The sequence below is a fragment of the Paenibacillus pinihumi DSM 23905 = JCM 16419 genome, from assembly GCF_000422505.1.
GTDB classification, from domain to species: domain Bacteria; phylum Bacillota; class Bacilli; order Paenibacillales; family Paenibacillaceae; genus Paenibacillus_D; species Paenibacillus_D pinihumi.
The window spans coordinates 44,836-59,704 of record NZ_KE383869.1; the positions used below are offsets into that span (position 1 = coordinate 44,836).

At 52.2% G+C, this 14,869-nt stretch carries 15 protein-coding genes; 14 read left to right on the plus strand and 1 reads right to left on the minus strand.

From position 1 onward, the window contains the following. Window positions 1–270 precede the first annotated feature (270 nt). The 8 genes from H583_RS0129270 to H583_RS0129305 all read left to right on the plus strand — a co-directional run bounded on the left by H583_RS0129270 (window position 271) and on the right by H583_RS0129305 (window position 10,282). The gene (locus H583_RS0129270) at window positions 271–1,557 is read left to right on the plus strand and encodes an adenylosuccinate synthase (protein WP_028563596.1); all 1,287 of its coding nucleotides are present in this window, start codon (window positions 271–273) and stop codon (window positions 1,555–1,557) included. Window positions 1,558–1,780: 223 nt separating this feature from the next. Beyond that, window positions 1,781–2,647, plus strand: coding sequence for a hypothetical protein (locus tag H583_RS35770; RefSeq protein ID WP_028563597.1), 867 nt, complete (start codon window positions 1,781–1,783; stop codon window positions 2,645–2,647). A 145-nt stretch (window positions 2,648–2,792) separates the two neighbouring features. Further along, window positions 2,793–4,343, plus strand: a complete 1,551-nt coding sequence (locus tag H583_RS0129280; RefSeq protein WP_028563598.1) for a M23 family metallopeptidase — start codon at window positions 2,793–2,795, stop codon at window positions 4,341–4,343. A 314-nt stretch (window positions 4,344–4,657) separates the two neighbouring features. Continuing rightward, window positions 4,658–5,413, plus strand: a complete 756-nt coding sequence (yycF, locus tag H583_RS0129285) for a response regulator YycF (RefSeq protein ID WP_028563599.1) — start codon at window positions 4,658–4,660, stop codon at window positions 5,411–5,413. Continuing rightward, the gene (gene walK, locus H583_RS0129290; RefSeq protein WP_028563600.1) at window positions 5,410–7,242 is read left to right on the plus strand and encodes a cell wall metabolism sensor histidine kinase WalK; all 1,833 of its coding nucleotides are present in this window, start codon (window positions 5,410–5,412) and stop codon (window positions 7,240–7,242) included. The genes yycF and walK overlap by 4 nt, the downstream gene beginning before the upstream one ends. Then, window positions 7,239–8,636: a YycH family regulatory protein gene (locus tag H583_RS34700; protein ID WP_081667651.1), complete on the plus strand. Its 1,398-nt coding sequence runs from the start codon at window positions 7,239–7,241 to the stop codon at window positions 8,634–8,636. Before walK ends, H583_RS34700 begins: the two co-directional genes overlap by 4 nt. 40 nt (window positions 8,637–8,676) lie before the next feature. Further along, on the plus strand, window positions 8,677–9,441 hold the full coding sequence (gene yycI / locus H583_RS0129300) for a two-component system regulatory protein YycI (RefSeq protein WP_028563601.1): 765 nt from the start codon (window positions 8,677–8,679) through the stop codon (window positions 9,439–9,441). A gap of 22 nt (window positions 9,442–9,463) precedes the next feature. After that, complete coding sequence (locus H583_RS0129305; protein WP_028563602.1) at window positions 9,464–10,282, plus strand: MBL fold metallo-hydrolase; 819 nt, start codon at window positions 9,464–9,466, stop codon at window positions 10,280–10,282. On the opposite strand, the gene H583_RS0129310 is transcribed toward H583_RS0129305, so the two are convergent. Next, window positions 10,251–10,469 carry a hypothetical protein gene (locus H583_RS0129310; protein WP_028563603.1) on the minus strand — a complete coding sequence of 73 codons (219 nt, stop codon included), beginning with the start codon at window positions 10,467–10,469 and terminating at the stop codon, window positions 10,251–10,253. The genes H583_RS0129305 and H583_RS0129310 overlap by 32 nt on opposite strands. Window positions 10,470–10,733: 264 nt before the next feature. Here H583_RS0129310 and H583_RS0129315 point away from each other — a divergent pair, with 264 nt between their 5' ends. The 6 genes from H583_RS0129315 to H583_RS0129340 all read left to right on the plus strand — a co-directional run bounded on the left by H583_RS0129315 (window position 10,734) and on the right by H583_RS0129340 (window position 14,759). Then, a complete protein-coding gene (locus H583_RS0129315) occupies window positions 10,734–12,020 on the plus strand; it encodes a S1C family serine protease (RefSeq protein WP_028563604.1) in 1,287 nt (428 codons plus the stop codon). Window positions 12,021–12,079: 59 nt separating this feature from the next. Continuing rightward, window positions 12,080–12,247, plus strand: a complete 168-nt coding sequence (locus tag H583_RS36365) for a CxxH/CxxC protein (protein ID WP_081667652.1) — start codon at window positions 12,080–12,082, stop codon at window positions 12,245–12,247. Window positions 12,248–12,524: 277 nt separating this feature from the next. Next, window positions 12,525–12,725, plus strand: a complete 201-nt coding sequence (locus tag H583_RS0129325; RefSeq protein ID WP_028563605.1) for a DUF6199 family natural product biosynthesis protein — start codon at window positions 12,525–12,527, stop codon at window positions 12,723–12,725. 239 nt (window positions 12,726–12,964) lie between these two features. Next, window positions 12,965–13,426 carry a LytTR family DNA-binding domain-containing protein gene (locus H583_RS0129330; RefSeq protein ID WP_028563606.1) on the plus strand — a complete coding sequence of 154 codons (462 nt, stop codon included), beginning with the start codon at window positions 12,965–12,967 and terminating at the stop codon, window positions 13,424–13,426. Continuing rightward, the gene (locus tag H583_RS34705; protein ID WP_051237208.1) at window positions 13,416–13,820 is read left to right on the plus strand and encodes a DUF3021 domain-containing protein; all 405 of its coding nucleotides are present in this window, start codon (window positions 13,416–13,418) and stop codon (window positions 13,818–13,820) included. Before H583_RS0129330 ends, H583_RS34705 begins: the two co-directional genes overlap by 11 nt. Before the next feature lie 15 nt (window positions 13,821–13,835). Beyond that, entirely contained in the window at window positions 13,836–14,759 is a 924-nt protein-coding gene (locus H583_RS0129340) for an ABC transporter ATP-binding protein (RefSeq protein WP_036711497.1), read from the plus strand. The last annotated feature ends 110 nt before the right edge of the window (window positions 14,760–14,869 follow it).

Below are 14,869 nucleotides of genomic sequence, written 5' to 3' on the forward strand. Positions count from 1 at the left end.
CAATAATAGGTTAGTCCTTATTATTGTTCGTTTTTTGTTGACATTGAATTTTCATACTGCTACACTTATAGTGCTGCTTTATCGAGATGCAGTGTTGATAACCAAGCACGGTCGGGAAGAAGAGCCTCTTCTTCGCGTGCTATCATTTACTGCCGGGTTGAAGGCCTTGGCAGCCGTTTTGCTTGCAAGCGTGCGGGCATACGGATATTATTTGTCACTATTAATCAAGCATATTACTTCATGTTTTATATTTGAATCGGGGGTATGGGAATGTCAACAGTTGTTGTTGTCGGAACGCAATGGGGAGACGAAGGTAAAGGCAAAATCACGGATTATTTGGCAGATGGCGCCGATGTCGTCGCTCGTTATCAAGGCGGAAACAACGCTGGCCACACCATTCTTATCGGCAATAAGAAATATAAGCTGACCATGATTCCATCCGGTATTTTCAACAATGACAAGACTTGTGTCATCGGTAACGGAATGGTAATCAATCCGGCAGCATTAATTGATGAAATTCAATACATTCATGATAATGGATTCTCCAGCGCCAACCTGAAGATCAGTGACCGCGCGCATGTCATCATGCCGTATCATATGATTCTGGACGGTCTGGAAGAGGATCGCAAGGGCGACAACAAGATCGGAACGACCCGCAAAGGGATCGGCCCGTGCTATATGGACAAAGCGGCGAGAGCGGGCATCCGCATTGCCGACCTGATGGATGCGGAGGAGTTCGAAGCGAAGGTCCGTCATCTGGTTACAGAGAAAAACCAAGTGATTCAGCAGGTATACGGCGGTGAGCCGGTAGATGCTGAGTCGATCATCCAAGAGTACCTGGGCTATGCCGAGAAGCTTCGCCCATACGTCACCGATACATCGGTCGTTCTGAACGATGCAATCGATGAAGGCAAGCACATTCTGTTCGAAGGCGCTCAAGGGGTTATGCTGGACATTGACCAAGGTACCTATCCGTTCGTTACTTCGTCCAACCCGACTGCAGGCGGCGTATGTATCGGTTCCGGTGTAGGCCCATCCAAAATTCAGCAGGTTATCGGCGTAGCGAAAGCTTATACAACCCGTGTCGGCGACGGCCCGTTCCCTACAGAGCTGCATGATGCGATTGGCGATCAAATCCGCGAGACTGGCCATGAGTATGGCACGGTAACCGGACGTCCGCGCCGTGTCGGCTGGTTCGACAGCGTAGTTGTGCGCCATGCGCGCCGCGTAAGCGGAATTACAGGTCTGTCCCTGAACTCTCTGGATGTATTGACCGGACTTGAGACCGTCAAAATCTGCACAGGCTACAAATACCGCGGTGAAGTGATTCAGCACTACCCTGCGAGCTTGAAGATGCTGGCTGAATGTGAAGCTGTATATGAAGAGCTTCCAGGCTGGAGCGAGGATATCTCGAACACGAAGAAGCTTGAGGACCTTCCAGAGTCCACTCAACGCTATGTCGCGCGTGTATCCGAGCTGACAGGCATTCCGATTGCGATCTTCTCTGTAGGACGCAACCGTGAGCAGACAAACCCTGTTGTGTCTATCTACGAATAAGAATCAAACCTATCGTTAAGCAGCCTTTCCGGCTTCATTGGGGTCAGCCCCTTGTGAAGCAGGGAGGGCTGTTTTTTTGTCTTGCACGGTTGGCTCTGCTCCGGATTGCCCATAATGCTAGTAGAGGCACAAGGCTCTTTCGGCAAATAAGTGGTTCATCTTATATGGGGTCTTTTGCGCTGCATGGCTTAGAGAGCATGGGCAAACGGAAAGGATGATGCAGATGTGGAAGATTGCAGGTTGGATTGGCAAATGGGCGGCAGCGGCGTTGGTAGTGAGTGTAATTTCGATATGGACGACGGGTTTTATTATTAACAGCTATGTGCAAAATCTGGTGAAGCAGTATAATCTGCCGATTGAGGTGCCGCCGATTGCGTTGTCCGGCGTATGGAAAAGCCTGTGGGGATCCTCTTCCGGGGGCGGTTCGAAGGAAATCGGAAACCCTACTGCAGAAGGCCCGATTACGGCAACCGGGAACAGCACAGATACTGACGGGCAGACGCCGTTTTCTTCCGGCAAGCCAAGTACAGGAGACACAAAGCAAGGGATGAACGATAGCAGCCCCGGAAGCAGTAGAGATGCAGACGAGCCTGGACAGACACGGAGCGGGAATACAGGCTCAGCCGGCGCAATTGGGGACGCGAATACCGGGGCCGGGAAAGGGCCGACAGCAGAGGATACTGGTGCATCAGGAGCTTCCGGGGCTGCCGGAGAAGATGATGAGGAAAATACCCCTCCGTTGTCAGTAGAGATTGGCGGTGGTACCGGACCGAAGGCGAATTCAGGCGCTGTATCGGGAGGAGCGGCTGGCGCCGGAGGGATGCCGGGAAATGGAGATCCGGGTTCAGACCCGCTGGTGATGTCTCCGGATCAGTTGACCAGCACCAAGGAGCAGCTCAGCAGCGAGGACAGGCAGCAGCTCTTCACTTTATTAATCGACAAGCTGCCCCAGGAAGCGTGGCAGAAGATCTCCACTTATATGGAGGACGGCCTCACGGAGAGCGAGCTTCAGGACATTCAGCAGATTGTCGCGCAGTATTTAAATGACGAAGAATACCAGGCCTTAATGAAGATTCTAAAAAAATATTAATCTTTCATTATCCCTGATTCGGTTGAACATCCTCTTTGGCGTGTGATAAAGTAGAGCACAGGGTGACAAGATTTGGTGATTTTAACCTATTGATTTTGTCGAAACTTTGTACATTACTAGAGAATGCGTTAAGAAGGAGCAGATCATGGCCGTTTTCAGGGATAAGAATCCATTGCGGAAAGTAGGACAATGGTTGCATACCGGCATTCGCAAGCTAGGATTCAAAGGAACAAATCTACAGAGCAAGACTGCAGGCAGCACCGCAGGTTCAAGACCGCTGACCGTATCACGCGGAAGAAAGCCATACATTATTGCCGGTAGCGCACTGGCTTTGCTGGCTATAGCGGGGTTTGGCACACAGCAATATATCTCTTCCAACACAGTTGATTACTATCATGTATATAGAGACGGGCAAGAAATCGGAACGATTAGCAATCCACAGCAGGTAGAGGATCTGCTGGCAGAGAAGCAGAAGCAGGTGGAACAGGCGAATCCGGGCATCCAGATGGTGCTGGCAGCCGGGAAGCTGGAATACACCGAGAGCAGCGGCTTCAAGGCGGTACCGAACAGCGAGGAGACACTGGAGAAGCTGGGCGGACTGGTAAAAACCCATGCGGTTGGTGTTGAAGTACGGGTAGAAGGCAAGCTGATCGGCATTGCGCCCGACAGTGAGACCGCGGAGCGTGTGCTGGAGAAGGTCCAGGCACAATATGCTTCCGCTTCAGCAGCCAAGTCCTCCAAGGGCGGTTTGCAGGTAAAGGCTCTATCCTTTGGCGGTGATACCGTCACAGTAGAGTCCAAGGAACTGAAGAAAGTTGAAATTGTGGAGAACGTTGCCACAGCCAATATTGATATTTCGCCTGACCGTATTACAGCTGAGGATGAGCTGTTCAAGCGGTTGACGAAGGGAACGAACAAGCCGACGAAATATACGGTACAGGAAGGCGACTGCGTAGGCTGCATCGCGTCCAAGTTTGATATATCCAGACAAGTCATTTACCAGAACAACCCGTGGATTGAAGACGATATTATTAAAGTCGGGGATGTGCTGGATTTAACGGTCATTCAACCGGCGGTAACGGTACAGACGGAAGAAGAATTGAAAGAGACGGAGAAGGTAGAGCCTCCGGTTACAGTGCAGAAGAATGAAGAGATGCGGGCCGGCGAATCCAAGGTCATAACGGAGGGCAAGCCGGGCAAGAAGCTCGTCACCTATAAGCTGGTTAAGCAGAACGGCTATCTGATGAGCGAAGAGATTGTGAATGAAGAAGTAATTGAAGCAGCAATTCCTTCGATTATTGTGAAAGGCACGAAGGTGATTCGCGGTGAAGGAAGCGGCAAGTTCTCATGGCCGGTCAGCAATGCGAAGATTTCGAGCAGCTTCGGCAAGCGCTGGGGACGCCAGCACAAGGGACTGGACATTCTGGGAAGCAAAACAATCAAGGCTTCGGATGAAGCGGTTGTTGAATTCGCAGGACAAAAAAGCGGGTATGGCAATGTAGTCATCCTGGATCATAAGAACGGTTATAAGACGCTGTATGGCCACTTGAGCAGCTTCACAGTGAGCCAGGGCGAAATCGTGGAGAAGGGCGATCAGATTGGTGTTATGGGTAACACAGGAAGATCGACCGGAACACATCTGCATTTCGAAATCATTAAGAACGGAACCTCAGAAAATCCGCTTAGTTATTTATAAACCGCTGCCTGGTGCAGCGAATCATAACGAGCAGAAGATTCCCGCACTTATTTAATATCAGGCATCCTTACCGGCTTTGGCCCGGGGGGATGCCTTTTCATGTTCGGACTGACCGGGAAGCAGATACCGTGAACAATCAAAAATGGCCGCATGTATAGATGCTCCTGAATCCTAAAGCCGGCCGCAACCGAGTATGCCGGATGTTTTGAAATGGGAGCTTCCCGGACAATCTTTTAAAAGAACTTTAATTGGGATACAGGCAGGCAGGTATGTTAGAATAAAAGGAAACAAAGCTTGGACGGGGCGGTGAAATGATGCGTGGAAAAATACTGGTTGTCGATGACGAACAGCCGATTGCAGATATAATCAAATTTAATTTGGAAAAGGAAGGCCACCAGGTCATCTGCGCATTTGATGGCGGGACAGCGGTGCAGCTCGCTTTTGAGGAAGAGCCGGATCTGATTTTGCTCGATTTGATGCTGCCGGTGAAGGATGGCATGGATGTATGCCGCGAGATCAGAACCCGCTTGCAGACGCCGATCATTATGCTGACAGCAAAGGATACGGAGCTGGACAAGGTGCTGGGCCTGGAGATGGGTGCGGATGATTATGTGACGAAGCCGTTCAGCACCCGCGAGCTGCTTGCAAGAGTGAAGGCGCATCTGCGCAGACAGCAGAAGACAGCCGAGCTTGTAGCTGCCGGAGGCGACAATCAGTCCGCGGACAGCAAGCCTGCCGAACGCCAGGGGCTGGAACTGTTCAATCTGTTTATCGATACGGATATGTATGTGGTCTATAAAGACGGGGAGCCGCTTGATCTGACGCACCGGGAATATGAGCTGGTCTATTATCTGGCCCGCAACTGCGGCAAGGTCATGACCCGGGAGCATCTGCTTCAGGCTGTATGGGGCTTCGAATACTTCGGCGATGTGCGGACGGTGGATGTGACGATTCGCAGACTGCGGGAGAAGATTGAGGATGACCCGAGCCGTCCGGAATATATTCTGACACGCAGAGGCCTTGGGTATCTGATGCGCAATCCGAAGTCAGGAGGCTTTGGTTATCGATGAAGGGAGCCCGTATCTTCCGCACGATACAGGTGAAGCTGATCATTATTTATGTACTGCTGATTTTGATCGGCATGCAGCTGATTGGTGTATATTTTATTAGCACGATGAAGACATCGCTGATGGAATCCTTTACGAATAATCTGAATGAGCAAGCGAATATATTAACCAAGTTTGTCGAGCAGACGCTCTCGCCTTCTCCGCAGAATGCGAATATGACGGATGAGCAGACGATTGAGGACTTGCGGGATATTGTGAGCACTTTGTTCAGTATTAACGAAGCGGAAATTCAGGTGCTGGATGCAAGCGGCAAGGTGCTTACAACCTCCATGCAGTCCCATCAGTCCTATGTCGGGCGTAAAAATACGACACTTGCGGTCAGCCGTGCGCTGCAGGGGATACGGGACAATGAGCAGGAAATGATCGGGGAGGACAATGTCCGCAAAAAGGTGGTCGCCAAACCTGCCTTCTACGAAGGCAAAATCATTGGCGCAGTCTATATTGTCGCTTCGATGAATGAGCTGTTCGAGACGATTAACCGGGTGAACGGCATCTTCATGTCGGGGATGCTGATTGCGCTTGGATTGACCGGCATCTTAAGTGTGCTGCTGGCGCATACGATTACGAACCCGATCAAGGGCTTGACCCGGCATGCGACACAGGTGGCGGAGGGGCGGTTCGACCAGCAGGTGCCGGTGCACGGCGATGACGAGATCGGGCAGCTCAGCGAGGCCTTCAATGAAATGACGAGCAGGCTGCAAGAGGCGCTGTCGGCCAATGAGGAGGAGAAGGAGAAGCTTGCTTCCATTCTCACCAATATGAGCGATGGCGTGATCGCGACGGATGAGCACGGCATTGTGGTCGTGACGAACCGCAGGGCACGTGAAATGTTGGATATTGAGACCGGCGATGGTGTGTCTCTTACAGAGCTGCTTGGCTTGAGTGAAGAACGGATGGCACAGCTTCGCGGCCCTTCCGAGCAGGTCATCATGATCCGGAAGGAAGCACCGGAGTATGAGCATGATTACACGATGCGGGTAACGTTCACACCGATCCACAGAAGAGACAAGAGTGCATCGGGTACGATTGTCGTGCTGCAGGATGTGACGGAGCAGGAGAAACTGGAGCAGTCGCGGCGGGAGTTCGTGGCGAATGTATCCCATGAGCTGCGCACGCCGCTCACGACGATCAAGAGTTATGCGGAGGCGCTGGAGGACGGCGCGCTGCAGGAGAAGGAGCTTGGCGAGCGGTTCGTCGGCGTTATCCGCACGGAGGTGGAGCGCATGATCCGTCTGGTGACGGACCTCCTGCATCTGTCGAGACTGGATTCCAGCCAGGCTCCGCTAAGGCGGCAGGAGACGGATATTGCGGAGATGCTGGAGGAGGTTGCCGACCGCTTCTCATTCCAGCTTCGCCAGAAGGCCATTATTGCCGATGTGCGGATCGCAGATGAGATTACGCCGGTATGGCTGGACCGTGACCAGATTGACCAGGTACTGGATAATCTTGTATCCAACGCGATCAAATATACGGTGGACGGCGGGCATATAGAGTTGTCTGCATGGATGACAGGTGCGGACTCGATCTCCATCAGCGTGAAGGATACGGGAATCGGGATCCCCAAGAAGGATTTGAGCCGGATTTTTGACCGGTTCTATCGTGTAGATAAAGCACGTTCCAGAAATATGGGCGGCACCGGCCTTGGCCTGTCCATTGCCCGGGAAATTATCAAAGCGCATGGAGGAACGATTGCGCTGGAGTCGGAATGGAACGAGGGCACAATCGTTACCTTCACCCTTCCTACCTTGCAGGAGAGGGGGGCGGCAGAATGATAGAGAAGTTCAAGACAGGCTTGCTGGCTTTCCTGGTCGTGCTCAGCCTGCTGCAAAGCTATTTTCTCGCCTACAGCTTCCCGAGCCTTGGCCCGATCGTCTCCTCGGAGCAGGATTATGTGCAGACGGAGAAGATCGGCAAGGAGGAGCGGGTGGAAAACCTGGTCTTCCCTGAGGATATTGTGCTTCATCTGGGAGAGGACAAGCATACGGTCTTGTATCCGGATACGGAGTTCTACAAGCGTATACTGGAGAAGCTGCGGGGCCGGGAGTTCAAGGGCTTCGAGCGCAATATGGTGAATGTTCAGGACTGGAGCTCCATCCGCAAGGGGGAGCTGGGTCTTGAGCTGCGGTTTGGCTATGGCGTACCTGTAGAACTGCTGCAAAAGATCATGAAGCTGGATGGCGATTTGGTGTTCCTGAATGATCATATTGACCGGATCTGGATTTACAAGGTCGCGGACCGCGATGAGGTGCGGGTATACTTCTTCAGCTCGCAGTCCGGCATTGTATATGAATCGATCCGCGCGGATCTGACGATCAGCGATGTGCAGGAATATGTAGGATATGGAGAATACTGGGCGCCTTATAAGACCAATGATGGCGAGCTGTATTTGCCAATGAAGCCGCTGGAGGCGGTCGAGTCGGTGATCAAGTATGAGACCTACTCACCGGAACAGATGCAGAAAAATCTGTTCTTCGATCCAAGCAGCACCCGCACGATCGAAGATCGCAGCGGGACGCAAATCTATACGGACGGCAAGCGGGGAATGCAGGTTGAACAGGACGGCCAGTGGATTAAGTACACAGACCCGGTCGCGGCTTCGAGCAGCAAGGATCAGCTCAGCAGCAATGTGTACTCGGCGATTTCCTTCATCAATCAGCATGGCGGCTGGGATGGCCTGCACCGGTTCATCAATCCGAAGGAGAGCGGCGTCATTGAGTTCAGGCAATATTATCAGTCGCTGCCTATCATGAGCCTGCCGAGTTTCCGGTTTGGCTTGATGGAGCTGATGCTCCAGCAGGGCAATGTCACGGAATATGAGCGGTCGCTCATGACGATCAGCAATGGCAAAGCTGATAAGCGTATCCGGTATCTGCCGGGGGGAGAGCAGCTGGAGCAGGTGCTCTCCAGCTATCACAGACGATCTGAGGTGGAAGCAGTATATCCGGCTCTCAGACCTTCGCTGACGAAGGAGAAGGAGATCAGGCTGACTCCGGTATGGGCAATCCGGTTAAAGGACGGGACAAGCGAGATTCTAAGTCCGGCGCTGCCGGCAGGGAGCCTGCCGCCGCAGAACGAGAATACGCCTGCAAATGCAGCGTCCCATTCTTCTGCCGGAACGGCGCTGTCCAAGGACAAGGAGCAGCAAAAAGCGGTACAGGGCGGATAAGGATACAGCTGCAAATTTAATGGTTGGGAGGTTAAGGTCCATGGATTGGAGGAGAGCCAAGAGCGTATTGATATTTGCGTTTATTATGCTGAATATTTTGCTAGGCTATCAGTTGTGGCTGGATGTCCGCGAGCGGCTCGAATCCAATATGGATATGACGGACCTTCCTCCGGAAATTCAGCGCATTATGCAGGAGAAAAATGTGCGTCTGATCGGCAAGATACCGGCGGGGACGCCTGTGCTGCCGGATTTGGAGTACCGTTTTAAGAAATCTCCGGATACGTCAGGGGAAATTCCGCTTAAGACGCCAGTCAACACCCGGATTGTCTTCAATGAGAAGGAGCTTCTAGACGAACTGGGGGACACGATTCCTTCGCTGGGGGATTATGCTTTTGATTCGGAGGCCAGCACGTATGGCACGGATGGTGTATTCGTCTTGTACCGGATGCAGGACAAGCTGCCGATGTTCGATGTGCGGCTTGAGCTGCGCTACAGCAATCAGAAGATCATTGCTTTTAGACAGTTGGCAGTAGAGCAGGTCAAGCATGGCAAGTCGAGAGAGCAGGCGGTGCTGTCAGCCTCGAAGGCGATCGGGCGGCTGATCGAGAAGTATCTCCAGCCGGGATCGGCGATTAAGGATATACGCCTTGGCTATCATGGCTTGTTCTTTGATACGGATATGCAGGTAGCTACTCCATCGTGGAGGGTGCTGCTGGAGGACGGGGAAATCTATTATATTAATGCATTGACCGCAGAGGTCGTCATACAGAATGAAGCTGCCGGCAAGGCAGAAGAAGGCCCGTAGGGAGAGGGAAGGCAAGAGAAGTATGGGATTACGGTTTACAGTACTGGCGAGCGGCTCGACGGGGAACGCGACGATTGTCCAGTCGGATGATGCAATGATCTTGATCGATGCGGGCTTGAGCGCGAAGAAGCTGGAGCAGCTTATGAAGGAGCGCGAGGTAGAAGCCAGCGGACTGGACGCGATTCTGGTTACGCATGAGCATTCGGATCATATCAAGGGGCTTGGGGCCATGGCGCGCAAGTATGATCTGCCGATCTACGCCAATGAAGCGACCTGGGAAGAGATGCACAAGCATGTCGGTGCAATCGCCGAGGATAAGCGCAAAATATTGCCGACCGGCAGCTCGGTAGAGTTCGGCGGCGTGCTGGGCAGGCTGCGGGCGGAATCGTACGCGATATCCCATGACGCGGCAGAGCCTGTCGGGTATTGTATTTACAATGGGAATACGAAGCTGAGCCTGGTGACGGACCTTGGTTATATGAGCGAGAAGGTCAAGCAGCAGGTCATTGAATCCGATGTGATCGTGCTGGAGTCCAATCATGATGTGGACATGCTGCGGGTAGGCCGGTATCCGTGGAATATCAAGCGGCGCATTCTCGGCGATATGGGCCATCTGTCCAATGAAGCTGCGGGCGATGCGCTATGCGAATTAATGACGGACAGGACGCAGCGGGTCTATCTGGCGCACCTCAGTCTGGACCATAATCAGATGGATTTGGCCAAGCTTACGGTGAATAGTATATTAGAGAACCGCGGATTTTTCTTCAAGCGGGATGAATTTGCCATCAAGGATACATATCATGACCGTCCTACCGAATGGGACGAAGTGAAGCGGAGATAGTGTTGGTCAGCTCCTGGTCAAGGACGGCGGCCTTCGCGGCGACTTCTTCTCTGGTGAGCAGGCCCTTATCGATAAGAAGCTCCAGCATCGCGCTGAGTGCAAGCAGGGACTGGTAGTGATTATCCTTCAGATCAGCAATTGAGGCGGCAAGGTTGACCTGTTCCCAGGCATTTTTGGAAGTGCTCATTTTTATCGCTCCTTTTTAATGGAAGTAAGGTATAATTGAAATAGCAATAGGTTTCGACGCTTGCAAGCAACGTTTCTTATAGTGAAAGCAGTATTGTGTGATGCACTGCGAAGTCACTTGGACAATCTAGCAACTGCAATACGACTCTACTAACAGTGTAGTCTACAAGTTCTGAAAACATTCCTGAAAAATAAGAGGATTACAATAAAAATCATATGGAAATAATAGTCTTGATGTGTGCTGCATCGAGGGGAGCGATCAATCATGAGTTTGTTCGATGACGATTTCTATTCGACCAAGGTGTCGCGAAGGGCTCGCTCAGAGCAGATGGAGCCCATGCCGCCGAGGTATGGCTTCAAGATACGCTGGACCCCGGTGCGAATCGCTTTCATGTCTTCTTTTGTCAGTGCGCTCGCCGCAGTTCTGTTGTTCAGCCTGATCTTTGATTCCAGCGGCAGGGCAGCCATCAAGCCGGTATCGGCGAACACGATCCAGGTGATGGACCCTTATGAGCGGCCGATTCATGCAGCAGCGAAGATTGGACCGGCTGTGGTCAGCATTATTAATGAGCAGAAGGCCAGCCCCGGCCGCAAGCAGGCGGATGAAGGAAATGGAGAATCGCCATACCAGACTGCCAGCCTTGGCTCGGGGGTTATCTATGAAAAGGCAGGCGGCAAAGCACGGATTATTACGAATTATCATGTTATCAATGGTGCGGAGTCGATTAAAGTCGTGCTCGCAGACGGACAAGTGCGGAGCGCGAAATTGCTTGGCAAAGACCAGATTACGGATCTGGCGGTACTGGAGGTAGACGGGAAGGGAATTGAGACGACCGCGGAGATCGGAGATTCGACCGCCCTGCGGGATGGAGAGACAGTTATTGCGATTGGCAATCCGCTTGGACTGGGCGACTCGCTCACGATGGGGATCGTCAGCAAGACCCGGCGGCTTATTCCGGTTTCGCTCAATCAGGATGGCGTCTACGACTGGGAGCAGGAGGTCATCCAGATTGATGCCTCCATTAACCAGGGCAACAGCGGTGGCGCCTTGATTGATCTGAACGGACGCTTGATCGGCATCAACAGCATGAAGGTAGCCGATTACGGCGTAGAGGGATTAGGATTCGCCATTCCGATAAATAATGCGATGCCGATTGTGGATAGCCTGATTGAATACGGCAAGGTGAAGCGGCCTTATCTGGGTGTGTATACACTTGATCTGGAGCAGTATTTCGCTCAGCAGGCATTCTCCGATTCGAGCAAGAAGAAGCCGGACAGCAAGGACAGCGGCCTGGAGCTCAAGCTGCCCAAAGAGGTCAAGCGCGGCGTGATCATCCTGGAGGCAGTCGGCCCGGCGAAAAAGGCAGGACTGAACTTCAACGATGTAATCGTGAAGCTGGACCGCCAGGATATTGGCAGCATGATGGAGCTGCGCAAGTACCTGTACACAAAAAAACAAATTGGTGATACAATTGAAGTTACTTATTACCGTGACGGAGAGCTCAACACAGCCTCTTTCACCCTTGCTGAGATGACAGAAGAAGAGGATTAATTTCAACTACAACTAACCAAGGGCTGAACGCCGCAAGAGATGGAGCTGCATACCCGACTATGTACTGTATTTGTAAAAAACATGTTGAACTGGCGATTGACAAATTTGTAGATGAATTTGAGGATGCACCGGATGTGGTGGATCTGAAGGAGACGCATTTTGCCAACTGGGACCCGCCGGTAAAATGCGAGCTTTGCGAGGAGCCTGCGATATTCCTCGTCGTGTAGCAATGGTTGTCCAGGGCGGAACGGTCTGATGGATTCTGCTTGGCTTAACCGAATAGGATACAAGAAAATTGCGCCAGTCTGATACACGGTCATAAGCCGTTTTTCGGCTGGCGCTTTTGCTAAATAAGAGACTGCTACCCGGACAAAGCCCCATAGGTGGGAACACCAATCGTACGGGGAAAAGCAGCTGCTCTGCATATGCCAATTTTGGGCTGGGGAAGTCCGTCCGCGTGGCGTGTGCACGAAAGATACGATTCCTCGCAAAGGAGATGTTGTCATGTCTGTGCTATATATTTTACTGCTGTTGGTGGGGGCTGTAATGTTTACGAAGCCGAAAGTTCTCTGGGTGCTGACCGAGAGCTGGAAGAGCAACGACGGTACCGAGCCTTCCGGTTTGTATCTTTTTTCTACCCGGTTCGGCGGACTGTTCTTCTTCCTCGCGGGACTGGCAGGCGTTTCTACGTTGTTTTATGCATGAATGATGGATATATGGATACATAAATGTTGTGAGACCTCATTTTAGTTTGCCGTGGCGGGCGCTTGGATGGGGTTTTTGTTATGTAGAACGGAGTAAGTTTTTTGCTGCGCTCGGGATTCACCTGTTCATCCTGAAAAGCCGGCAGGTGAAGCAGCAAATGCTGCGGGTTAGACCAAAGACGGCGCTAAAATGATAAAGCTAAGCCATAATAGGAAGTGACCGGAGCGTGATGATGACAGATGAAAATTCGAATTGATATCGATGACCGTCATGAGGAAACGTCGATCACCATTCATGCCAAGGAATGGACGGAGGAACTGGCTGCCCTGGTCAGCAAGCTGCAAAGCTCAGAGCCGCGGCGGCTTGTCGGGATTGAAGAGGATCGTTCTGTTTTGCTGGATCCTGCCGAACTGGATTACGTATATGCAGAGAGCCGCAAAGTGTATGCTGCGCTCAAGCAGCGCAGAATTGAACTGCGAATGAAGCTGTATGAGGTTGAGGAGCTGCTTGCAGGGTACCGCTATATGCGGTTCTCCAAGTCGGTGATCGGAAATTTGGATGAAATTGACCGCTTTGAGCTGTCGTTTAACGGGAATTTATGTGTATATTTTCGCTCAGGGAACAAGGAATATGTGTCCAGGAGCTATGTTGCAGAGCTGAAGCAGCGTCTCATATTGGGAGGTGGACGGGATGGTGTTTGAAATATTACGGCGCATGGCATGGGGGACGTCCCTTGCATTTGTAGTCAGCTTCTCCGCAGTGACTGTCCTGGTGCTGACCGAGACCGAAATTCCGATGAAGGACCTGTGGCTGCATATGGCGGGCAGCCTGACGATCGGAATCTACTTTGGGCTGGCATCCCTGCTGTTCGGTTATGAACGCTGGAGTCTGCTGAAGCAACTGGGCGTTCATTATTTGCTGTCGATGGCTGTATATTTTCCGGTAGCGATTGGAATTGGCTGGATACCGCTGCAGCCGCTGGCGCTTTTGCTTGGGGCAGGGCTGTTTACGTTGACGTATGCGGGATTTTGGTTTTCGATCCGCTGGTATTTGATCAAACAAGCCAATTCCATGAACAAATCGGTACGAAGGTAAAGGAGGGCCAGGCGCATGAGCAAGGTGGTGCTGGAGGTTGTGCAGTTGACGAAGCAATATGGCGGCAAGCAGGCGCTGGGCGGAGTCAGCTTTCAGGTAAAGGAAGGGAGCTGCTTCGGGCTGCTCGGGCCGAATGGTGCAGGGAAATCCACGACGATGAAGATTATTACCGGCATCCTTCGTGCAGACTCGGGTGAGGCGCTGGTAATGGGGCAGGATATGATGAAGCATGCGGATGCCGTCCGCCATCATATCGGATATGTGCCGCAAGAGATCACGTTGTACGACAAGCTCAGTGCGCGGCAAAACTTGACCTTCTTCGGTGAGATGTACGGCGTGAAGGGCCGGGAATTAAAGTCGCGTATTGAAGAGGTGCTGGGGCAGGTAGGACTTGCGGATCGTGCAGGAGAAGCAGTCGGGAGTTATTCCGGCGGGATGAAACGCAGAATCAACTTTGCCGCAGCACTGCTGCACCATCCGAAGATCGTCATTCTCGATGAGCCTACCGTCGGCATTGATCCGCAGTCCCGCAATCATATCTTCGAAATGATACGGAGTTTGAGGGATAGCGGAATGTCGGTGATTTATTCCACGCACTATATGGAAGAAGTAGAGGCGCTGTGCGACGATATCGCGATCATTGATCATGGCAAGGTTGTCGTACAAGGCAGCCTTCATGAGCTGCTGGAGCAGTATGCGGTGAAGGCAGTCTATGTCGAGGCGGACAGGCTGGAGGATGAACCGTCAGGAGCAGGCGTGCGTAGTGCGGTCAGGAGCGGACGCGGGTGGCTGCTGGAGACGGAGCGGCCGCTGCAGACGATGCAGCAGATATCCGGCTGGCTGGAAGAGACGGGCAGGACGGTGCGTTCACTGGAGCTAAAGCGCCCGTCGCTGGAGAGTGTGTTTTTGACTCTGACGGGGACATCATTGAGGGATTAAGTGTATGAGCGAGAGTATGTCCTTACGTGTGTCCTATGCTTTGCGTTGTGCGGGAGTATTCTGTACAGAAGGGCATAGAGGTTGGATTTCTTGATGAAGGGAGTGGATGC